This window comes from Mesorhizobium quangtriensis (assembly GCF_040081925.1).
Lineage (GTDB): Bacteria > Pseudomonadota > Alphaproteobacteria > Rhizobiales > Rhizobiaceae > Mesorhizobium_K > Mesorhizobium_K quangtriensis.
The window spans coordinates 1028412-1048774 of sequence record NZ_JBEBMF010000001.1; the positions used below are offsets into that span (position 1 = coordinate 1028412).

Annotated in this window: 18 protein-coding genes; 7 read left to right on the forward strand and 11 right to left on the reverse strand. The window is 63.0% G+C overall.

All coding sequences use genetic code 11. The features are described from left to right. Positions 1–10 precede the first annotated feature (10 nt). The 7 genes from ABMA32_RS05100 to ABMA32_RS05130 form a co-directional block, all read right to left on the reverse strand. Positions 11–256 (reverse strand): formate dehydrogenase subunit delta, encoded by a 246-nt coding sequence (locus ABMA32_RS05100; RefSeq protein ID WP_425475468.1) that lies wholly within the window; start codon positions 254–256, stop codon positions 11–13. A 55-nt stretch (positions 257–311) separates the two neighbouring features. After that, positions 312–1139, reverse strand: coding sequence for a formate dehydrogenase accessory sulfurtransferase FdhD (fdhD, locus tag ABMA32_RS05105; protein WP_349012638.1), 828 nt, complete (start codon positions 1137–1139; stop codon positions 312–314). 11 nt (positions 1140–1150) lie between these two features. Continuing rightward, complete coding sequence (gene fdhF, locus ABMA32_RS05110) at positions 1151–4045, reverse strand: formate dehydrogenase subunit alpha (RefSeq protein ID WP_349012639.1); 2895 nt, start codon at positions 4043–4045, stop codon at positions 1151–1153. Between the two features lie 10 nt (positions 4046–4055). After that, positions 4056–4337 carry a hypothetical protein gene (locus tag ABMA32_RS05115; RefSeq protein WP_349012640.1) on the reverse strand — a complete coding sequence of 94 codons (282 nt, stop codon included), beginning with the start codon at positions 4335–4337 and terminating at the stop codon, positions 4056–4058. After that, positions 4334–5890, reverse strand: a complete 1557-nt coding sequence (locus tag ABMA32_RS05120; protein ID WP_349012641.1) for a formate dehydrogenase beta subunit — start codon at positions 5888–5890, stop codon at positions 4334–4336. The genes ABMA32_RS05115 and ABMA32_RS05120 overlap by 4 nt, the downstream gene beginning before the upstream one ends. Further along, entirely contained in the window at positions 5887–6360 is a 474-nt protein-coding gene (locus ABMA32_RS05125; protein WP_349012642.1) for a formate dehydrogenase subunit gamma, read from the reverse strand. The genes ABMA32_RS05120 and ABMA32_RS05125 overlap by 4 nt, the downstream gene beginning before the upstream one ends. 136 nt (positions 6361–6496) lie before the next feature. Next, the gene (locus ABMA32_RS05130) at positions 6497–7396 is read right to left on the reverse strand and encodes a LysR family transcriptional regulator (RefSeq protein WP_349012643.1); all 900 of its coding nucleotides are present in this window, start codon (positions 7394–7396) and stop codon (positions 6497–6499) included. 133 nt (positions 7397–7529) lie between these two features. Between ABMA32_RS05130 and ABMA32_RS05135 the strand changes: the two genes are divergently transcribed. The 4 genes from ABMA32_RS05135 to ABMA32_RS05150 all read left to right on the forward strand — a co-directional run bounded on the left by ABMA32_RS05135 (position 7530) and on the right by ABMA32_RS05150 (position 12465). Beyond that, positions 7530–8174, forward strand: coding sequence for a DUF47 domain-containing protein (locus ABMA32_RS05135; protein WP_349012644.1), 645 nt, complete (start codon positions 7530–7532; stop codon positions 8172–8174). 3 nt (positions 8175–8177) lie between these two features. After that, positions 8178–9182: an inorganic phosphate transporter gene (locus tag ABMA32_RS05140; RefSeq protein WP_349012645.1), complete on the forward strand. Its 1005-nt coding sequence runs from the start codon at positions 8178–8180 to the stop codon at positions 9180–9182. Positions 9183–9275: 93 nt separating this feature from the next. Beyond that, a complete protein-coding gene (locus ABMA32_RS05145; RefSeq protein ID WP_349012646.1) occupies positions 9276–10472 on the forward strand; it encodes an Mrp/NBP35 family ATP-binding protein in 1197 nt (398 codons plus the stop codon). A 190-nt stretch (positions 10473–10662) separates the two neighbouring features. Beyond that, positions 10663–12465: an IlvD/Edd family dehydratase gene (locus ABMA32_RS05150; protein ID WP_349012647.1), complete on the forward strand. Its 1803-nt coding sequence runs from the start codon at positions 10663–10665 to the stop codon at positions 12463–12465. A 102-nt stretch (positions 12466–12567) separates the two neighbouring features. Here the strand turns inward: ABMA32_RS05150 and denD are convergent, their stop codons facing one another. Genes denD through ABMA32_RS05170 form a run of 4 tightly spaced genes read right to left on the reverse strand, consistent with a single transcriptional unit; the run spans position 12568 to position 16774 of the window. Beyond that, the gene (denD, locus tag ABMA32_RS05155; protein ID WP_349012648.1) at positions 12568–13557 is read right to left on the reverse strand and encodes a D-erythronate dehydrogenase; all 990 of its coding nucleotides are present in this window, start codon (positions 13555–13557) and stop codon (positions 12568–12570) included. A gap of 15 nt (positions 13558–13572) precedes the next feature. Continuing rightward, complete coding sequence (locus ABMA32_RS05160; RefSeq protein WP_349012649.1) at positions 13573–13827, reverse strand: DUF2188 domain-containing protein; 255 nt, start codon at positions 13825–13827, stop codon at positions 13573–13575. Positions 13828–13886: 59 nt separating this feature from the next. Further along, the gene (locus ABMA32_RS05165) at positions 13887–14978 is read right to left on the reverse strand and encodes a dipeptidase (RefSeq protein WP_349012650.1); all 1092 of its coding nucleotides are present in this window, start codon (positions 14976–14978) and stop codon (positions 13887–13889) included. A gap of 38 nt (positions 14979–15016) precedes the next feature. After that, positions 15017–16774, reverse strand: a complete 1758-nt coding sequence (locus tag ABMA32_RS05170) for an ABC transporter ATP-binding protein (RefSeq protein WP_349012651.1) — start codon at positions 16772–16774, stop codon at positions 15017–15019. A 287-nt stretch (positions 16775–17061) separates the two neighbouring features. On the opposite strand from ABMA32_RS05170, the gene ABMA32_RS05175 reads away from it, so the two are divergent. The 3 genes from ABMA32_RS05175 (at position 17062) to ABMA32_RS05185 (ending at position 20340) form a co-directional block, all read left to right on the forward strand. Beyond that, complete coding sequence (locus ABMA32_RS05175; protein WP_349012652.1) at positions 17062–17745, forward strand: TetR family transcriptional regulator C-terminal domain-containing protein; 684 nt, start codon at positions 17062–17064, stop codon at positions 17743–17745. 145 nt (positions 17746–17890) lie between these two features. After that, positions 17891–19207: a cytosine deaminase gene (locus tag ABMA32_RS05180; protein WP_349012653.1), complete on the forward strand. Its 1317-nt coding sequence runs from the start codon at positions 17891–17893 to the stop codon at positions 19205–19207. A gap of 104 nt (positions 19208–19311) precedes the next feature. Then, a complete protein-coding gene (locus ABMA32_RS05185) occupies positions 19312–20340 on the forward strand; it encodes a BMP family protein (protein WP_349012654.1) in 1029 nt (342 codons plus the stop codon). Positions 20341–20363 lie beyond the last annotated feature (23 nt).

Below are 20363 nucleotides of genomic sequence, written 5' to 3' on the forward strand. Positions count from 1 at the left end.
TAAGTGCTCGTCAGCCGCTCACGTCTGCGTTGGCCTCGGCCACATGCTCCGGCGAGATCGGTTGGCTCGGCCGCCGGATCTGGGCGGCGGCTTCCATCACGATCGGTTTGAACCCGTCGCCGCCGGCGTCGAACACCTCGAAGAAGTGGCGGCGCATGCGCGGTTCCCAGAACTTGTTGATATGCTCGGCGATGCCGTGCACACCCTCGGCGCGGTCCTGCTTCGATTCAAAGAAGGTGCCAATCTGGTTGGCCATGCGGACGATCTTGGCAATACCCTGATCGATGTGCGTTTCATCTTGATCGGTTTGGTTAGGCGACATCGCGCGTTGCTCCGTCTGTCACGCGTTCGGGGTGTGTGAACACGTCGAAATCCTCGCCGCGGACCAGCGCGACCAATGTCATACCGGCCTCGTCCGCCGTGCGGATCGCCAGCGCCGTTGGCGCCGATACCGCGATGATGAATGATGCGCCGATCGCCGCCGTCTTCTGCACCATCTCCACCGAGACGCGGCTGGTCACCACCACCGCACCGTCGGAGCCGTCGATGCCCTTGCGGGATAGTGCGCCTGCGAGCTTGTCGAGCGCATTGTGACGCCCGACATCCTCGCGCGCCTGCACGATGCCTTTGCCCGGCACATAGAAGCCGGCGGCATGCACCGCGCCCGTCTCGGCATGCATAGGCTGTACCTTTGAGAGCAGCTTCACAGATTGCACGATGTCTGCGGCCGAAAGCGTGATCGCGTCACGCGAAACGCTGTCCACCGAGCGCATCGCCTCCTCGATCGACTCAATGCCGCAGAGCCCGCAACCGACCGGCCCCGCCAGCCTGCGACGGCGCGCCTGGAAACGATCGTTCGCCTGGTCCCTCAACCGGATCTGGATATCGACGCCCGCTCCATGGTCCTCGACCTCGATCGCCTCGATCTCCTCGGGCTGGTCGATGATGCCCTCGGTCAGCGAGAAGCCGAGCGCGAAATCCTCGAAATCCGCAGGCGAGGCCATCATCACCGCATGCGTCGTCCCGGCGAAGGAAAACGCCACCGGCGTTTCCTCCGGCACCGTGCGGTTGCTCGTCGCGGTGCCGGCCGCCCGCCGCGCAAGCCGCATCGTCTGGGAAAGGGGAGGGCGCAGGCGCATCGCGCTATGCCCTACTCAGCCGCCTCGAGGTGTCCCTCGATCCGCCGGCTGCGCTTGGCCAGCTCGTCATACTCACGCTGCCATTCGCTCGGGCCGTTCGACGGCGACACCTGCACGGCGGTCACCTTGTATTCGGGGCAGTTGGTCGCCCAGTCGGAATAGTCCGTGGTGATGACGTTGGCCTGCGTGTCAGGGTGGTGGAAGGTCGTGTAGATCACGCCCGGGGCCACCCGGTCCGTTATCTGCGCGCGCAGCGTCGTCTCGCCGGCGCGGCTCGCCAGCTTCACCCAGTCGCCGTCGCGGATGCCGCGCTGCTCGGCGTCGTGCGGATGGATCTCGAGCCGGTCCTCGTCGTGCCACATGACGTTCGCGGTGCGCCGCGTCTGCGCACCGACATTGTATTGGCTGAGGATGCGGCCGGTGGTCAGCAGCAGCGGGAAGCGCGGGCCGGTCCTCTCGTCGGTCGCGACATATTCGGTGCGGATGAACTTGCCCTTGCCGCGCACGAAACCTTCGACATGCATGATCGGCGTGCCTTTTGGCGCCTTCTCGTTGCAGGGCCACTGCACCGAGCCCATCTTCTCCAGATAGTCGTAGGAAACGAGGGCGAAGGACGGCGTCGTCCTGGCGATCTCGTCCATGATCTGCGACGGATGCGTATAATTCCAGTCCAGCCCCATCGCCTGCGCGAGCAACTGGGTCACTTCCCAATCGGCATAGCCGTTTTTCGGGCTCATCACCTTGCGCACACGGTTGATGCGGCGCTCGGCGTTGGTGAAGGTGCCGTCCTTCTCGAGGAAGGTCGAGCCCGGCAGGAAGACATGCGCGTAGTTCGCCGTCTCGTTGAGGAACAGGTCCTGCACGACGACGCATTCCATCGCCGCAAGGCCGGCCGAGACATGCTTCGTGTCGGGGTCGGACTGCAGGATGTCCTCGCCCTGGATGTAGATGCCCTTGAACGTGCCCTCGACGGCGGCGTCCAGCATGTTGGGGATGCGCAGGCCCGGTTCATTGTCTAGCTTCACGCCCCACAGGCTCTCATAGATGTCGCGCACGGCATCGCCTGAGATATGGCGGTAGCCGGGCAGTTCGTGTGGGAAAGAGCCCATGTCGCACGAACCCTGCACGTTGTTCTGGCCGCGCAGCGGGTTCACGCCGACACCGCGCCGGCCGATATTGCCGGTGAGCATGGCGAGGTTGGCGATCGCCATGACGGTCGTCGAACCCTGGCTGTGCTCGGTGACGCCGAGGCCGTAATAGATCGCGCCGTTGCCGCCGGTCGCATAAAGCCGTGCAGCGCCGCGGATCAGGTCGGCCGGAACTCCAGATAGCTTCTCGACTTCTTCCGGGCTGTTGCGCGCTTCCGAGACGAATTCGGCATAGTCCTGGAATTCGTCCCATTCGCAGCGCTCGCGGATGAACTGCTCGTCGAACAGGCCCTCGGTCACGATGACATGTGCAAGCGACGTGACGACCGCGACGTTCGTGCCGGGCTTGAGCGGCAGGTGCCAGTCGGCCTTCGCATGCACCGAATCCACCGTTTCGGTGACGCGTGGGTCGAGCACGATCAGCTTTGCGCCCTTGCGGATGCGCTTCTTCATGCGCGACGCAAACACAGGATGCGCGGCCGAAGGGTTCGCGCCGATCACCATGATGACGTCGCTGTCCTCGACCGAATCGAAGTCCTGCGTGCCGGCCGAGGTGCCGAACGCCTGGCCGAGGCCGTAGCCGGTCGGCGAGTGGCAGACGCGCGCGCAGGTATCGACGTTGTTGTTGCCGAAGCCGGCGCGGACCAGCTTCTGGACGAGGTATGTTTCTTCGTTGGTGCAACGTGACGAAGTGATGCCGCCGATGGAGGCCCGGCCATACTGATACTGGATACGGCGGAATTCGGAGGCAACATGCTTGTAGGCCTCGTCCCACGAAACCTCGCGCCATGGCTGGTCGATCGTTTCGCGGATCATCGGGTTGAGGATGCGCTCCTTGTGCGTGGCGTAGCCATAGGCGAAGCGACCCTTGACGCAGGAGTGGCCACGATTGGCCTTGCCGTCCTTCCACGGCACCATGCGCACGAGTTCCTCGCCGCGCATCTCGGCCTTGAACGAGCAGCCGACACCGCAATAGGCGCAGGTCGTCACCTTGGAATGCTCGGGCTGGCCGATCTCGATCACGCTCTTCTCGGTCAGCGTCGCCGTGGGGCATGCCTGCACGCAGGCGCCGCACGACACGCATTCCGAATCGAGGAAGGGCTGGTGCATGCCAGGCGACACGCGCGAGCCGAAGCCACGGCCCTCGATGGTCAGCGCGAACGTGCCCTGCACTTCCTCGCAGGCGCGCACGCAGCGCGAGCAGACGATGCACTTCGACGGATCATAGGTGAAGTACGGGTTCGACTCGTCCTTCGGCATCCACCGCGCGTTGGCGGTGCTTTCGGACAGCGCGTTGCGGGTCTTGGCGAAAACATGGTTGTCGCCTTCATAGCCGTAACGAACGTCGCGCAGGCCGACCGCGCCGGCCTGCGTCTGCAGTTCGCAGTCGCCATTCGCCGCACAGGTCAGGCAGTCGAGCGGATGGTCGGAGATGTAGAGCTCCATCACGCCCTTGCGCAACTGCTTCAGCCGGCCGGTCTGTGTGTGCACTACCATGCCCGGCGCCACCGGCGTTGTGCAGGAGGAAGGCGTACCCGTGCGCCCCTCGATCTCGACGAGGCAAAGCCGGCAGGAGCCGAACGCATCCACCATATCGGTCGCGCAAAGCTTCGGGATCTCGATGCCGGCGTCCATCGACGCGCGCATGATCGACGTGCCCTCGGGCACGGATACCTCGAAGCCGTCGACGGTGAGCGTCACCATCTTCTCCGACTTGGAAGCCGGCGTGCCGTAGTCGATTTCGTGGATGAGGCCCATGATGAGGATCCTAATTCGAATCGTTTTTGGTAGTAGATTCTACGACCTGAATTTTGCGCTGAACGGGAGTGAGACGATCACGCGCTTGTTCAGCCAAATGTTCAATTACCTCGAAGGGCAAGTCCGGCAAAAAGGCTGTAAAAGTCATGCGGCGGTCTTTATCGGAATAGAAGACTTCCGCCACCACAGTTTTCGACCCGGCCTTTGACTCGCTTACTTCGTAATACATTCCATCCCTGTCGACATCGCTGCCGATCACGAAGCTGAACTCTCTTCCGGCAATTCGCATCATTCCGCTGCCTCGGCTAAAGCACGCGGCTTGAAATCATCGGGGAAGTGGTTGATCGAGCTCATCACCGGGTAGGGCGTGAAGCCGCCCAGCGCGCAGAGCGAGCCGAACTTCATCGTGTTGCAGAGGTCGGTCACGAGCTCGAGGTTCTTCTCGGACTCGATGCCGGCCGCGATCTTGTCGATCGTCTCGACGCCGCGCGTCGAGCCGATGCGGCAGGGCGTGCACTTGCCGCAGCTCTCGATGGCGCAGAATTCCATCGCGAAGCGCGCCTGCTTCAGCATGTCGGCGGTGTCGTCGAACACTACGATGCCCGCGTGTCCGACCAGCCCGTCCTTGGCCGCGAAAGCCTCGTAGTCGAACGGCGTGTCGAACAGGGCACGTGAGAAATAGGCCCCGAGCGGCCCGCCCACCTGCACGGCCTTCACCGGCCGGCCCGTCGCGGTGCCACCGCCGATGTCGTCGACGATCTCGCCGAGTGTCAGGCCGAAAGCCGCCTCGAACAGCCCGCCATGCTTGACGTTGCCGGCGATCTGGATCGGAATCGTGCCGCGCGAGCGGCCCATGCCAAAATCTTTGTAGAACGCCGCGCCGCGGTCCATGATGATCGGCACGGAGGCCAGCGAGATCACGTTATTGATCACTGTCGGCTTGCCAAACAGGCCCTGGATGGCCGGCAGTGGCGGCTTGGCGCGCACGATGCCGCGCTTTCCCTCGAGCGAATTCATCAGCGACGTTTCCTCGCCGCAGACATAGGCGCCGGCGCCGGAGCGGATCTCGATGTCGAAGGCGTTGGGCGAACCCAGCACGTTGACGCCGAGCACGCCGCGCTTGCGTGCGATCTCGACAGCGCGCGTCATGGTCGCGATGGCATGCGGATATTCGGAGCGTATATAGACGAAGCCTTTCGTCGCGCCGGTGGCGATGCCCGCGATCGCCATGCCCTCAATCAGCACGAAGGGGTCGCCCTCCATAATCATGCGGTCGGCAAACGTGCCGCTGTCGCCCTCGTCGGCATTGCAGAGGATGTATTTGCGGTCGGCGACGGCCAGCATCACCGTGTTCCATTTGATGCCGGTCGGGAAACCGGCGCCCCCACGACCGCGCAGGCCGGAATCGGTGACTGTCTTCACGATCTCGGCGGGCACTGTCGCCACGGCCTTCTCCAGCCCCCTCAGGCCGCCATGCGCCTTGTAGTCGTCCAGCGACAGGGGGTCGATAATGCCGACGCGCGCGAAAGTCAGGCGGGTCTGCTTCGCTAGGAAGGGAATGTCATCTGTCTTGCCGAGGGAGAGCTTGTGCGACCCGCCCGAAACCAGCCCGGCGTCGAACAGCGAGGGCACGTCGTTGGCCGTCACCGGCCCGTAGGCGACGCGGCCTTGCGGGGTCTCGACCTCGACCATCGGCTCCAGCCAGTACATCCCGCGCGAGCCGTTGCGCACGATCTTCGCATCGATGCCGCGCGCGGCGATTTCATTCTCGATCGCCTTCGCGACCTTCTCCGCGCCAAGCGCCAGCGCGCCGGAATCGTCGGGGATGTAGAGGGTGACGCTCACAGCCGCACCTCCGCGGCGATCTCTTCCAGCTTTTCTGCGTCCAGCCGTCCGATCACCTCGCCATCCAGCATGGCAGCCGGCGCGCAGGCGCAGAGGCCGAGGCAGTAGATCGGCTCCAGCGTAACCGAGCCGTCCTTGGCCGTCTCGTGGAACCCGATGCCGAGCAGTTGCTGAATGCGCGCCGCGATCGCGTCGCTGCCCATCGACTGGCAGGCTTCAGCCTGACAGATTTTCAGCACATGCCGGCCGGCCGGGTGACGGCGATAGTCGTGGTAGAAGGTGACGACGCCGTGCACTTCGGCGTTGGAGATGTTCAGCGCCTTGGCGATGACGGGCAGAGACTCGTCCGGCACAAAGCCGAATTCCTCCTGCAGCCCGTGCAGTATGGGCAGCAGGGGACCTTCGAGGCCGGCAAATTCGTTGATGACCGCGCTCGTGCGCGATGCGATTTCGGTACCTGCGGGCTGCATGGTCGCAGCGCCCTCCCTATAAAGCGTCTTGATCGCTATTTCGTTATGAAAGCAGACGAATAGCGCAAATTCAATAAAGCGGTTTCGTCGCTTGATAGATTTTTTCTATTAAGAGACTGTCGAAAGCAGCCTAAGCTCAGGCGCCGCGCCTGAACTCGTCCGCCAGCGTCGTCGCCTCGTCCAGCAGCGCCGCAACCAGTGGCGTCTGCGGCTCGCGCGGTGCTGCCACCAGTCCGACCGTGTGACTGGCGTCCGGTTCGACAATCGGGATGGCGCGGACAGGCTCGGCGAAACCAAATGTTTCCGCGAGGTTGAGCGGCATGATCGACGACCATTTCCCGGTGCGGATATGGGAAAAGAGCACGATCATGGAGTTGGATTCCAGCGTCGGCCGCGCCACCACGCCGGCCTCGGCCAGATGCTGGTCGATGATACGCCGGTTCTGCATGTTGGGCGTCAGCAGGCAGAGCGGCAGCCGGCTGACTTCGGCCCAGGTCACGCTCTTCTGCTCGGAATATTCGTTCCCGGCCGCCGTGATGAGCTGGTAGCGCTCCGAGTAGAGCGGCACGCTAGTCACGCGGCCCAGCGGCTCGTTGTCGAGATAGGTGATGCCGGCATCGACATCGAAATTGCCGAGCATAGACAGCACTTCGATCGAGGTCCGCGACAGGATCGAGAAGGTCACGCCGGGGTGTTTGTCGCGAAACGGCGTGGTCAGCCGCGGGATCATGGCAAGCGCGGTGGGGATCGCGGCGATGCGGATATGGCCGGAAAGGCCGTGCCGCGCCGCGCGCATCTCCTCCTTCATGGTACGGGCGTCGCCGGTGATGCGGCGTGCCCACACCAGCACCTGCTCGCCCTCAGGCGTCAGCCCTTGGAAGCGCGAGCCGCGCTTGACCAGCATCACGCCGAGCTGTTCCTCGAGCTGCTTGATCGCGGCCGAGAGCGTCGGCTGCGTAATGCCGAGCTGTTCGGCGGCACGTCCGAAATGCTCTTCGCGGGCAAGGATGATGAAGAACTCGAGCTTGTCGATCATGGCAGGAAGCTAAACGTCCACCGCTTTCTTCGCCATACCCTTCGGAATCCGGGGTATTTCCGTTCCAGACAGTTTCCCAAACCATTGCGGCGCGCTATTTGGCGGGAAATATCGTCGGCTAAGGATTCTCCCAATGCTGGGCTGGTTTCGCGCTCTGCTCCCCCGCGAGGACAAGTTTTTCGACCTGTTCGAGAAGCAGTCCCGCATTCTGGTGGCCGGTGCGGAGGCGCTCGAAAGGCTGCTCGCCGGCGGCGCGAATATAGAGCAGCACTGCCAGAAGATCGTCGATCTCGAGGAAGAGGCCGACGAGGTCACCCGCCAGGTGATGATTGCGGTGCGCAAGAGCTTCATCACGCCGTTCGATCGCGGCGACATTAAGGACCTGATTGAATCGATGGATGACGCCATCGACATGATGCACAAGGTGGTCAAGACCGTCAGGTTGTTCGAGCAGACGGAGTTCGCGCCGCGCATGCGTGAGATGGGAGCCGTGGTCGTGGAGGCGGCGCGACTGACGGCCGAGGCCGTTCCGCTGCTTGAGAAAGTCGGTGCAAACGTTGTCCGGCTGGGTGCGATCGCGGAGGAAATCACCAAGGTCGAAGAGCATTCCGACCAGCTTCACGACGCCGGCCTCAAGGAACTCTTCCAGACCCACGGCCGCACCGACGCCATGGCCTGGATCATCGGCAATGAACTCTATGGCCAGCTCGAAAAGGTCGTCGACCGCTTCGAGGATGTGGCCAACGAGATCAGCGGCATCGTCATCGAGAACGTCTGATCGATGGACGCAACGCTCGCCTTTCCGCTTCTGGTCGGCCTGATCGGGGTCGCGCTGTTCTTTGACTTCCTGAATGGCCTGCACGATGCGGCCAACTCCATTGCCACCATCGTTTCGACTCGCGTGCTGCGACCGCAATATGCCGTCTTCTGGGCCGCCTTCTTCAATTTTATCGCCTTCATGTTCTTCGGCCTTCACGTCGCCGAGACGATCGGACGCGGTATCGTCGATGCCAACATCGTGACGCCGCAGGTGGTGTTTTCAGCGCTCATCGGCGCGATCTCGTGGAACATCATTACCTGGCACTACGGCATCCCGTCCTCCAGCTCGCACGCCCTGATCGGCGGTCTGGTCGGGGGCGCGGTCGCGAAGGCAGGCAGCGTGGCGATCGTCTGGACCGGCCTCCTCAAGACCGTGGCGGCCATCGTGCTTTCGCCGCTGACCGGCTTCATCCTCGCACTGCTGCTCGTCCTTCTGGTGTCGTGGATATTCGTCAGACAGACGCCCTTCGCGGTCGACAGCAAGTTCCGCGTCATGCAGTTCATTTCCGCCTCGCTCTATTCCTTGGGACATGGCGGCAATGACGCCCAGAAGACGATGGGCATCATCGCCGTTCTCCTCTATTCGCAGGGCATGCTCGGCGACGAGTTCTACGTTCCGTTCTGGGTCGTCATCACCTGTCAGGCCATGCTGGCCTTCGGCACGCTGTTCGGCGGCTGGCGCATCGTCCACACGATGGGCTCGAAGATCACGCGGCTGAACCCCATGCAGGGCTTCTGCGCCGAGACCGGCGGCGCGATCACGCTTTTTGCAGCGACCTGGATGGGCATTCCGGTCTCCACGACCCACACCATCACCGGCGCGATCGTCGGCGTCGGCGCCGCGCGCCGCGTCTCAGCCGTGCGCTGGGGCATCGCCGGCTCGATCGTCATCGCTTGGGTCATCACCATGCCGGCCACGGCCGTCATAGCGGCCGTCGTTTTCTGGGTGACGGGCCTGTTCGCCTGACGGTGGATCGACGCTTAGGATTGGTCTGCCCGGGCTTGGTCTGGACAGCAAAAGCGACTATCTGAGGCCCAGCCAACCGGAAAGCCGCCAGTTATGCCCGCCGACACAGGAACTATTACCAAAGAAGCCGTCCTCGACCGTCTCAAGACCGTCAACGGGCCGGATTTTACAGGCAATATCGTTGAACTCGGCCTCGTATCGGACATCTTCATCGCAGACAGCAAGGTGTTCTTCTCGATCACGGTTCCGGCAGCCCGGGCGCAGGAGATGGAGCCGCTGAGGGCCGCCGCCGAGCGTGTGGTCAAGGCAATTCCGGGCGTCGCGGGCGCGATGGTAGCGCTGACTGCGGAGAAGAAGGGCGGCGGCATGGAGGCGCCGGTGGCTCCGCGTCCGCAACCCGCAGCCCCGAGGCCGGCACAGCCCGCCGCCCGCCCGCCAGTTCGTCCAGCGCCCGCAGCCCCGTCGCAGACATCAGGCAGGCGCGGCGTACCCGGCATTGCCGCGATCATCGCGGTTGCGTCCGGCAAGGGCGGCGTCGGCAAGTCCACCACGGCCGTTAACCTCGCGCTTGGCTTGCTGGCCAACGGACTTCGCGTCGGCCTGCTCGACGCCGACATCTATGGTCCCTCCATTCCCCGCCTGCTCGGCATTCGCGGCAAGCCGCAGACTGTCGACGGCAAGATCCTGAAACCCATGGAGAACTACGGGCTGAAGGTCATGTCCATGGGCTTCCTGGTCGAAGAGGAGACGCCGATGATCTGGCGCGGCCCCATGGTCGTGTCCGCCCTGGCCCAGATGCTGCGCGAGGTCGAATGGGGAGAACTGGACGTGCTTGTCGTCGACATGCCACCGGGCACCGGCGACGCGCAGCTCACCATGGCGCAGCAGGTGCCGCTGGCCGGCGCGGTCATCGTCTCCACCCCGCAGGATCTTGCGCTGATCGATGCGCGCAAGGGGCTCAACATGTTCAGGAAGGTTGATGTGCCGCTGCTCGGCATCGTCGAGAACATGAGCTATTTCGTCGCGCCTGACACCGGCAAGCGCTACGATATCTTCGGCCATGGCGGCGCACGCAGGGAGGCTGAGCGGCTCGGCGTGCCCTTCCTCGGAGAGGTGCCGCTCGAGATGCAAATCCGCGAAACCTCCGATTCCGGACAGCCTGTCACGGTTTCCGATCCCGATGGCCCGCAGGCTAGGGTCTACCGTGATATCGCCGCGAAAGTCGCCGTGCGGCTCAGTGAGGAACGCCCCCGATCGGACGCAGCCGTGCCGACCATCGTCTTCGAGTAGAGCGTCTCGCCCAGCCCCCCGGAGCATTGACGCCAGTTTATGAGAATGCAGCAAATACAAGGCTGCCGGGCGCTTCCGGCATGTAACATCTTGCGTTGCAACATCGATTAATTTAATTTGTCAGACAAAAGCTACTTGCTGGTTTTCCGGCGTTGGAATATCGATGCTCGACCCATACCCGGAGAGTTCCATGGCAGGCCCGACGACCAAGAAGAAATACCGTTCGCAGGAATGGTTCAACAATCCAGACAATCCGGGCATGACCGCGCTTTACCTCGAGCGCTACCTGAACTACGGCCTTACTCGTGAGGAACTCCAGTCCGGCAAGCCGCTGATCGGCATCGCGCAGACCGGCAACGACCTGTCGCCCTGCAACCGCCACCATCTTGAGCTTGCCAAGCGCGTCCGCGAAGGCATCCGCGAGGCCGGCGGCATCGCCTTCGAATTCCCGACGCATCCGATCCAGGAAACGGGCAAGCGCCCAACGGCGTCCCTCGACCGTAACCTCGCCTATCTGTCGCTCGTCGAGATCCTGTACGGCTACCCCCTCGACGGCGTCGTGCTGACGATCGGCTGCGACAAGACCACGCCGGCGCTGCTGATGGCGGCGGCCACCGTCAACATCCCCGCAATCGCGCTGTCGGTCGGCCCGATGCTGAACGGCTGGCATCGTGGCGAGCGCACCGGTTCGGGGACGGTCGTGTGGAAGGCGCGTGAGCTCCTTGCCGCCGGCGAGATCGACTATGAAGGCTTCCTCGATGTCGTCGCGTCGTCGGCCCCTTCGGTCGGCTATTGCAACACGATGGGCACGGCGACGACGATGAACAGCCTCGCCGAGGCACTCGGAATGCAGTTGCCCGGCTCGGCCGCCATTCCCGCGCCCTATCGCGAGCGCGGCCAGATATCCTACCTGACCGGCAAGCGTATCGTTGAGATGGTCGAGGAGGATCTGAAGCCATCCGACATCATGACCCGCGAAGCCTTCGAGAACGCGATCGTCGTCAACTCTGCCATCGGAGGCTCGACCAACGCGCCGATCCATCTCAACGCGGTCGCCCGCCACCTCGGCGTTCCGCTCGACAATGACGACTGGCAGAGGGTCGGCCACCACGTCCCGCTCATCGTCAACCTGCAGCCGGCCGGCGAATATCTCGGCGAGGATTACCACCATGCCGGCGGCGTACCCGCCGTCGTGGCCGAGTTGATGAAGGCGGACCTGCTGCCGCATCCAGGCGCCAAGACCGTTAACGGCAAGTCGATCGGCGAGAACTGCGCCGGCGTCGAGAACCTCGACGAGAAGGTCATCCGCCCGGTCTCCGCACCGCTGAAGGAAGAGGCCGGCTTCATCAACCTGAAGGGCAACCTCTTCGACAGCGCCATCATGAAGACAAGCGTGATCTCGGAGGAGTTCCGCGACCGCTATCTGTCCAACCCGAACGACCCGGAAGCGTTCGAGGGCAAGGCCGCCGTGTTCGACGGACCCGAGGACTATCATGCGCGCATCGAAGATCCCGCCGAGGGCATCGACGAGCACACGATCCTCTTCATGCGCGGCGCCGGTCCGATCGGCTATCCGGGCGGTGCCGAGGTCGTGAACATGCAGCCGCCGGCATACCTGCTCAAGCGCGGCATCCATTCGCTGCCCTGCATCGGCGACGGCCGCCAGTCCGGCACGTCGGGATCGCCGTCCATCCTCAATGCCTCGCCTGAGGCGGCCGTAGGCGGCGGCCTCGCGTTGCTCAGGACAGGTGATCGTGTCCGCATCGATCTCAAGAAGGGCACCGCCAATATCCTGATCCCGGACGACGAGCTGGCCGCGCGCCGCACTGCGCTCAACGGCAACGGCGGCTATCACTATCCAAAGCACCAGACGCCTTGGCAGGAAATCCAGCGCGGCATCGTCGACCAGTTCGACAAGGGCATGGTCCTGAAGCCGGCCGTGAAATACCAGCACGTCGCACAAACGAGCGGCGTTCCGCGCGACAACCACTGAGGCGCGGCATACTTTAAAAAAAGCCTGCCGGTGCATTACGCCGGCAGGCCTTTTCATTTCAGGATGGCGCGTCCAGTTCGAGCCTGAACCGACCCAACGCCCTCAGCCGGGGACGCTGCCACCCAGTTCGTCCTCGACATGCGCGCGGATGATATCGTCGAAGGATTTTTCGGCCTTGAAGCCGAATTCGGTGGCGCGGTCGGCGTCGAAATTCTGTGGCCATCCCGCGACCATCTTGACGATCGCCTCGTCCGGCTCACGGCGGATCAGCTTGACCGCCTTCTCGCCGGCGATCCGGCGAAGGGCTTCGATTTCCTCGCCCACGGTTGCCGACAGGCCGGGCATGGTGAGCGAACGCCGCGCGCCGAGTGGGGCAGTGTCCATTTCCGCAGCGTGCAGCAGGAAGCCAACCGCCGCGCGTGGGCTGGCGAACCAGTGCCGCACATCCTCGCTCACCGGCAGGACGGCCTCGATGCCGGAAAGCGGCTCGCGCAGGATGTTGGAGAAAAAGCCTGACGCTGCTTTGTTCGGCTTGCCCGGACGAACAACGATCGTCGGCAGACGGATGCCCACGCCGTCGAGGAAGCCGCGCCGCGAATAGTCCGCCAGCAACAGTTCGCCGATCGCCTTCTGCGTACCGTAGCTGGTCAACGGCGTGTTGTGGAAAGTATCGCCGATCTTTTCGGGGAACGGCTGGCCGAAGACGGCGATGGACGACGTGAAAACCAGCTTCGGCTTGTAGGGCGCCTTCTTGCCTTCCAGCCGGATCGCCTCCAGCAACTCGCGGGTGCCGTCGAGGTTGATCTTGTAGCCTTTCTCGAAATCGGCTTCCGCCTCGCCCGACACGATGGCGGCCAGATGGAATATGAGGTCCGGCCGGTCTGCGATCAGACCTGCCGCAACGCCGTCATCGGAAAGATCAGCCGCGACGAGCCGCACCTTGCCGGTGAAGCCGGCAGGCTGCGTCGGCTGCACGACATCGACCAGCGTCAGCCCCTCGATTGGTTTTCCGTTTACTCCACCCCGGGCGACGAGCGCCTCGACAAGCTTGCGCCCGACCATGCCGGCCGCGCCGATGACAAGAATATGCATGTGCGTTCCTGATTTTCAGTCCGATTTCGTCGCGTCGGATATTTCCGTCTCCGGACGGTCGTCACCCTGCGAGACTTCTCCGTGCCATCTTCCGGCGGTATCTTCGTACTCGATTCCTTCGGTCCTGCCAGCCACCTGCTGCTCGCCGGCCGCGATTTTGGCCGCCGCAAGCGCATCCGCGTGCGATGGGAAGGTTTCCGAGAAGGTCCCGCCGACCTTGTAGGCCCAGCCGCCGTCATGCTCGACAATTTCGTATGTGACTTTTGTCATGCAACTCTCCGCAGGTTTTTGCCCCCGGCTTGATATGGCGCAGCCGCCGGCACAGGCAATCACACTCTAGGATGAGGCGCCTCATGCCAGGCGCCGGCCAGCACCCTCAACCAGTTTTCGCGGCAAATCTTCGCCAGGTCCTCGTCACCATATCCGGCGGCGCTCAACCCTTCAACGAGCTTCTGGAGACCTGCCGCGTCGCCGATCTCTGCAGGGATCGTCGCCCCGTCGAAATCGGAGCCGAGCGCGACGCCGTCCACGCCGAGTTTCCCAACGAGATGGTCAATATGCCTTATCATCTCGGGAATCGAGGTCTCGGCGTTCTCCTGTCCGTCAGCCCTCAGCATGCCCACGGCGAAATTGAGCCCGACAAGTCCCTTGCTTTCGCGCACCGCATCGAGCTGTCGATCGGTCAGGTTGCGCGCGACAGGCGTGATCGCATGCGCGTTGGAATGGCTGACGACCAGCGGTTGGTCTGAGATTTGCGCAACGTCCCAAAAGCCTTTTTCGGTGATGTGGGCCAGGTCGATCAGGATGCCGAGCCGGTTGCATTCCTTTACCAGCCTCTTGCCCGCTTCGGTCAGGCCGGGGCCGGTGTCGGGGTCCATCGGATAGGCGAAGGGAACGCCGTGCCCAAAGATGTTGTTGCGGCTCCAGACCGGCCCCAGCGAGCGGAGGCCGGCGGCATAGAATGTCTCCAGCGCCGAAAGCTCAGCGTCGATTGCCTCGCAACCCTCCATGTGAAGGACGGCCGCGAAGACGCCGTCCTTCATCGCGGCCGCGATGTCCTTGCTGCTCCGGCAGATGCGCCAGCCGCCGGCGCGTTCGATGCGCAGTGCGATAGCCATGAAGTCCAGGGCGATATCGAGCGATGGTTGCCGCTCCAGCGGCGCGGCCAGCGGCGTGACATAGTGGCCGCGCGCGTCGGGCTTCGCGAAATCGAGGTGGCCGGAAGGGATGTAGATGGCGCACAGGCCACCAATCAGACCACCGGCCGTGGCGCGGATTTTGTCGATGTGGCCGCGTCCCGAGCCCTCGTAGCCCTGGCCCTTGGGACCATCGACGAACTCGGCCACCGGGTCCGTGCCGCGCTTCATATGGTTCCACAGGCGGAACAGCACGTCGTTATGGCCGTCGAACACCTGCTGCATCTGTCGTCCTTGGTGGCCTGTCGATCTGGCGGGAGGTTTCAGGGCATCAGCTGGTATTCGTGCAGCTTCTTGTAGATGCCGCCCGGCTTGGAGAGCAGTTCGGCGTGGCTGCCCTGTTCCACCGCCTGCCCGGCCTCCATGACAATGATCTTGTGCGCGCGATGGACGGTCGAAAGGCGGTGCGCGATCGCGATGGTCGTGCGCCCTTCCTGCAGGTTCTCCAGCGCATCGCGGAAGAGGGCTTCCGACTCCGCGTCGAGCGCGCTTGTCGCCTCGTCGAGGAGCAGGATTGGGGCGTTGCGGAGGATCGCGCGGGCGATCGAGATGCGCTGCTTCTGGCCGCCCGAGAGCAGGACGCCGTTCTCGCCGACACCCGTCTTGTACCCTTTGGGCAGGGCCTTGATAAAAGCATGCGCGTTGGCGGCCTTCGCGGCGGCGATCACCTCTTCGTCGGTGGCGTCCTGCCTTCCCATGCGGATATTTTGCATGACCGAATTGTCGAACAGAAAAGTGTCCTGGCTCACATAGGCGATCTTGTCGCGCAGCGATTGCAACGTTGCCTTTTTGATGTCCTCGCCATCGAACAGCACGCGCCCGCTCTCTGGATCGTAGAGCCGCATGATCAGGTTCAGCACCGTCGACTTGCCACCGCCGGACACACCGACCAGCGCCGTCATCTTTCCTGCGGGGAACACGATGTCGAGATTCTTCAGCACAGCCTCGTTCTCGCGATACGAGAAGGACACGCCGTCGAAGCGGATTTCGCCGGGACCGTCCGCGAGCGGTTTCGCGTCGGCCGCCTCTTCCATCGTCAGCGGCCGGTCGGTGACCTCATACATCATGCGCACGCCGACCATGCCGGCCTCGAGCGAAACGCGGGCCCGCGCCAGTCGCTTCGCCGGCTCGTAGCAGAGCAGCAGCGCGGTGATGAAGGCCATGACCGAACCCGGCGTATGGCCGCCCTGCACGACGAGATATCCGCTGATCAGGACGACGGAAGCGATCGCCAGTCCGGCGAGCGTCTCCATGATCGGATTCGTGACGGCCTCCAGCGCGGCGATGCTGTTTGCTCGCTTTTGCACGTCTGCCACCGCCTCATACATGCGATTGCGCATCGTGCCCTCAAGGTTGAAGGACTTCACGATCCGCGCGCCGAACACCGTCTCCTGCATGACCCGCATGATCTTCGAGACCGAGGCGAGTTCTTTCTGCATGATGTGTCGCGTTCGCTTCAGCAGCTTGTTGACCGAGAAGATCGCGATCGGCCCGACCACGAAGGCGACGAGAGACAGCATGGGCTGCTGGAACGCCATGACGGCGACGAGGCCGATCACGGAGAAGAGGTCGCGAATGAACGATGTCACCAGCGTATCGACCACACCGCGCGCGGCCTGCGCGCTCTGCGTCATGCGCATGATGAGGTCGGCCGAGGAATAGGAGTGGTAGAATTCTATGCCGTGCGCCAGCATGCGGTCATAGATCTTGCGCTGGCGGTCGGCGATAATCGCGTTGCCTGCGCGCGAGAGAAACAGCGTCTGGAAGAACGTAGCGAATCCCTTGACGATGAAGATTATCGCAACGAATCCGGCGATTTCATAAATGACCGTGAGATCCTTGGCGCCGGTGAACTCGTTGGTGATGTCGCGCATGATCCAGGCGCTTGCCGCCGTCGTCGCGGCGACGATGATCATGGCGATAATCGCGACACCGTAGCCAAACGCATGCTCACGAAATGATTCCCGCAGTAGGCGGGCGACAAGGCGCTGGTTGGCGGTTGACCGGAAAAACTTGAGCAAACGATGGTTCCTTGTCCGAACATCTCGGGCAGCCGGCCCTATATAGGATCGACCTGTGCAAGTCACGGCACAAACCACGATCGGAATGAAGGGACGGACAGCGTTCTCGCGTCCAGGGGCCCAACCGGCCTAGCCGGTTTTCTCCCCGATATTTGTGCAAGGAAGGGGCACGCAATTGCCGGACATGCCGATTTCGCCTAGTCGTTTCAGTTGGGGTAGGAAGCGAAGGGGGCAGGCGTGAAGCAGAAAACGGACGCGACAGCGTGTAATTCTGGGAAATTCCCGGCATGAAGCCGAAGGAAGCGGCCAAGGCGCCGCAGGCTGTGGCTACACCTGATGGACCTGCGGCGCGCGTGAACCTTCACGTCGAGTCCCGCAATCGCGCGCTGGCCACCATCCTGAAGTCTGCGGCTTCGGTATTCGCCCGTCGTGGTTTCGACGGTGCGACGATAGGTCTGGTCGCGGGCGAGGCCGGGGTGGCCAAGGCGACGGTGCATTACTACTTCGACACCAAGGAAAACCTGTACATGGCCGTCCTCGACCAGGTTTTCGTCGATTGGGCAGGCGCTATGGCCCGCATCGAGAAGGACAGCGGTCCGCTGGCGGCGCTGTCGCAATATATCGACTGGAAGGTGGAGTATTCCAGGGAGTCCCCTGATCTCACCCGCGTATGGGCAATGGAGGTTCTGGCCGGCGCACCGCGGATGCAGGCATTCCTCGACGAGAAGGTGCGCAAGGCGGTCGAGGACAAGGGCGACGTCATACGTGCGTGGATCGCCGAGGAAAAGATGGCCCCCATCGATCCCGCGCACCTCTTTTTCATGCTCTGGGCGACGACACAGACCTATGCGGAATGCGAAGCGCAGATCAAGGCCGTGCTGAACAAGGACGAACTCGATGACCAGGTGTTTCGCGTCGCCCGCGAAACCGTGTCGCGCGTCCTGTTGACCGGACTTGGCATAAAGGCCTGAGTCGACGCGCCGAAACTGGTCAGCGCGGCGTTGTCTTCCGGCCTCCGATAGCCTGCCTTTTCAGACCAGAACCGCGCTTGACAGCAAATTGCAGCGTGGTCAGTAATTACTGTTTAACTGGACAGTAATTTGGGGGCAAAGCGCGATGTTCGATCTCCTCGTGAAAAGGGCGAATTTGCAGGATGGACGTAGCGGCGTCGACATTGCCTGTCTGGATGGCAAGATCGTCGACATCGGTCCGTCAATCGAAGGCGAGGCGCGCGAAGTCGTCGATGCGACCGGGCGGCTGGTGACGCCGCCCTTTGTCGATGCCCACTGGCACCTCGACGCGACGCTTCTCCACGGCAACGGCTTCACCTGCGAAAGCGGGCTGCTCTACGAAGGCATCAACGCGTGGGCCGAGCTCAAGCAGACCGCGACGGTCGAATCCTACAAGCAGCGCGCGCGCCGGGCGCTGGGCTGGGCGATCGCCAACGGCCTGCTGCATGTCCGCTGCCAGACCGATATCTGCGATCCGCAACTGCGGCAGGTACAGGCGCTGATCGAATTGCGCGAAGAGCTAAGGCCGTTCATCGACCTGCAACTCGTCGCCTTCCCGCAGGACGGCTATTTCCGCGATCCGATCGCGGTGGACGCGATGGAACGCGCGCTGGACCTGGGCATGGATGTCGTTGGGGGCATACCGGATTACGAGCTGACCGCTCCTGCTGGCTACGAGGCTGTGAAGACGCTTTGCGAAATCGCCAAGAAGCGCGGTTTGCTGGTCGACATGCACACCGACCAGACGCCCGATCCGCAGTCCCGCCAGATCGAGGCGCTGACCCAGGAGGCGATCAGGCTGGACATGGGGGCGCAGGTAAGCGCTTCGCATTGTCCGTCGATGGCGAATTTCAACGATTATTATGCCGACAAGCTGATCGGCCAGATCGCCCAGGCCGGAATGAACATTTGCGTACAGCCGCTGACTGCTGCGACCTGCTGGGGCGTCATGACGCGAGTTAGCCAGCTTTATGATGCGGGGGTCAACGTCGCTTTCGGTCAGGATTGCGTCATGGATCCCTGGTTCCCGTTCGGCAAGGGCGACATGCTGGACGTTGCCCACATGGCGATTGTGTTCGGGCGGTTGCTCTCTGAAAAAAAGAAGGCGATGGTGTTCGACAGCATCACCTATGGGGGAGCCCGGGCCTTGCAGATTGAAGGCTACGGCATCGAAAAAGGCAGGAATGCGGATCTGGTCGTCCTGCAGGCGGCCGATCCCATGGAGGCGGTGCGCCTTCGCCCCAACCGGCTTGCCGTCATCAGGCGCGGCAAGGTGGCTGCGCGGCAGGAGGCGCAGAAGGCATCGGTGTATCTTCCAGGTCAGGTTCTCGAGCTGGATTTTACCCGTGAGAATGTAATGCGTTCGGAGGGGGTCGTCGCGCATTGCAGGCATTGTGGAGGAAGTCATGATCATCGACACTAAGGGCACGGACTGACGCTGAGGGCGTTGGAGACCTCTTCGTCAAAGCTCAGACGTGGCGTGTTGTTGCAATTTGGGAATGAACGACAAAACTCGAAGAGGGAAAAATGTCGAAATATTCTGGTACCGTGTTTAATCCGACCCGCCGCGCTTTGGTCGGCGCTGCTGGCGCCGCCGCGGCCCTTGCCGCGATTGGCGCGCCCGGACGTGTCTTCGCCCAGGAAAAGCTCAAGGTCGCCGCGGTTTATACCGTGCCGGTCGAGCAGCAGTGGGTGAGCCGCATTCACAAGGCCGCCAACGCCGCCAAGGACCGTGGCGAAATCGAATATGTCTACTCGGAAAATGTTTCCAGCGCCGACAACGAGCGCGTGTTGCGCGAATATGCCGAAACCGGCAACAAGCTGATCATCGGCGAGGTGTTCGGCATCGAGGAAGCCTCGCGTGTCATCGCCAACGACTATCCCGAGGTCGCCTTCCTGATGGGCTCCTCGTTCAAGCCCGATGATGCGGTGCCGAATTTCTCCGTCTTCGACAACTACATTCAGGACGCGTCCTATCTCACCGGCATCGTCGCCGGCGCGATGTCGAAGACCAAGAACATCGGCATGGTCGGCGGCTATCCGATCCCCGAGGTCAACCGCCTCATGCACGCCTTCATGGCTGGCGTGAAGGAAACCGCGCCGGATGCCAAGTTCCAGGTCGCCTTCATCGGCTCGTGGTTCGACCCGCCGAAGGCCAAGGAAACCGCCTTCGCGCAGATCGAAGCCGGTGCTGACCTCATGTATGCCGAGCGCTTCGGCGTTTCGGACGCGGCCAAGGAAAAGGGCGTGCTTGCCATCGGCAACGTCATCGACACGCAGCCGGACTATCCGGAAACTGTCGTCGCCTCCGCGCTGTGGCACTTCGAGCCGACGCTGGACAAGGCGATCGCCGAAGTGAAGGCCGGCACCTTCAAGGCGGCTGACTACGGCGTCTACTCCTTCATGAAGAATGGCGGCTGCTCGCTGGCGCCGTTCGGGACCTTCGAGGACAAGATCCCGGCCGAGATCAAGGCGATGGTAGCCGAGAAGGAAAAGGCCATCAAGGACGGTTCGCTCGTAACCGTCATCAACGACGAAGAGCCGAAGTCGAGCTAGCGTTCTTCTCCCCGCTCTGCGGG

Bases quoted from the DNA above. Each gene is read 5' to 3' on its own strand.
- ABMA32_RS05100 (WP_425475468.1), bottom strand. From the start codon at position 256: ATGGCCAACCAGATTGGCACCTTCTTTGAATCGAAGCAGGACCGCGCC.
- fdhD (WP_349012638.1), bottom strand. From the start codon at position 1,139: ATGCGCCTGCGCCCTCCCCTTTCCCAGACGATGCGGCTTGCGCGGCGG.
- fdhF (WP_349012639.1), bottom strand. From the start codon at position 4,045: ATGGGCCTCATCCACGAAATCGACTACGGCACGCCGGCTTCCAAGTCG.
- ABMA32_RS05115 (WP_349012640.1), bottom strand. From the start codon at position 4,337: ATGATGCGAATTGCCGGAAGAGAGTTCAGCTTCGTGATCGGCAGCGAT.
- ABMA32_RS05125 (WP_349012642.1), bottom strand. From the start codon at position 6,360: ATGCAGCCCGCAGGTACCGAAATCGCATCGCGCACGAGCGCGGTCATC.
- ABMA32_RS05130 (WP_349012643.1), bottom strand. From the start codon at position 7,396: ATGATCGACAAGCTCGAGTTCTTCATCATCCTTGCCCGCGAAGAGCAT.
- ABMA32_RS05135 (WP_349012644.1), top strand. From the start codon at position 7,530: ATGCTGGGCTGGTTTCGCGCTCTGCTCCCCCGCGAGGACAAGTTTTTC.
- ABMA32_RS05140 (WP_349012645.1), top strand. From the start codon at position 8,178: ATGGACGCAACGCTCGCCTTTCCGCTTCTGGTCGGCCTGATCGGGGTC.
- ABMA32_RS05145 (WP_349012646.1), top strand. From the start codon at position 9,276: ATGCCCGCCGACACAGGAACTATTACCAAAGAAGCCGTCCTCGACCGT.
- ABMA32_RS05150 (WP_349012647.1), top strand. From the start codon at position 10,663: ATGGCAGGCCCGACGACCAAGAAGAAATACCGTTCGCAGGAATGGTTC.
- denD (WP_349012648.1), bottom strand. From the start codon at position 13,557: ATGCATATTCTTGTCATCGGCGCGGCCGGCATGGTCGGGCGCAAGCTT.
- ABMA32_RS05160 (WP_349012649.1), bottom strand. From the start codon at position 13,827: ATGACAAAAGTCACATACGAAATTGTCGAGCATGACGGCGGCTGGGCC.
- ABMA32_RS05165 (WP_349012650.1), bottom strand. From the start codon at position 14,978: ATGCAGCAGGTGTTCGACGGCCATAACGACGTGCTGTTCCGCCTGTGG.
- ABMA32_RS05175 (WP_349012652.1), top strand. From the start codon at position 17,062: ATGAAGCCGAAGGAAGCGGCCAAGGCGCCGCAGGCTGTGGCTACACCT.
- ABMA32_RS05180 (WP_349012653.1), top strand. From the start codon at position 17,891: ATGTTCGATCTCCTCGTGAAAAGGGCGAATTTGCAGGATGGACGTAGC.
- ABMA32_RS05185 (WP_349012654.1), top strand. From the start codon at position 19,312: ATGTCGAAATATTCTGGTACCGTGTTTAATCCGACCCGCCGCGCTTTG.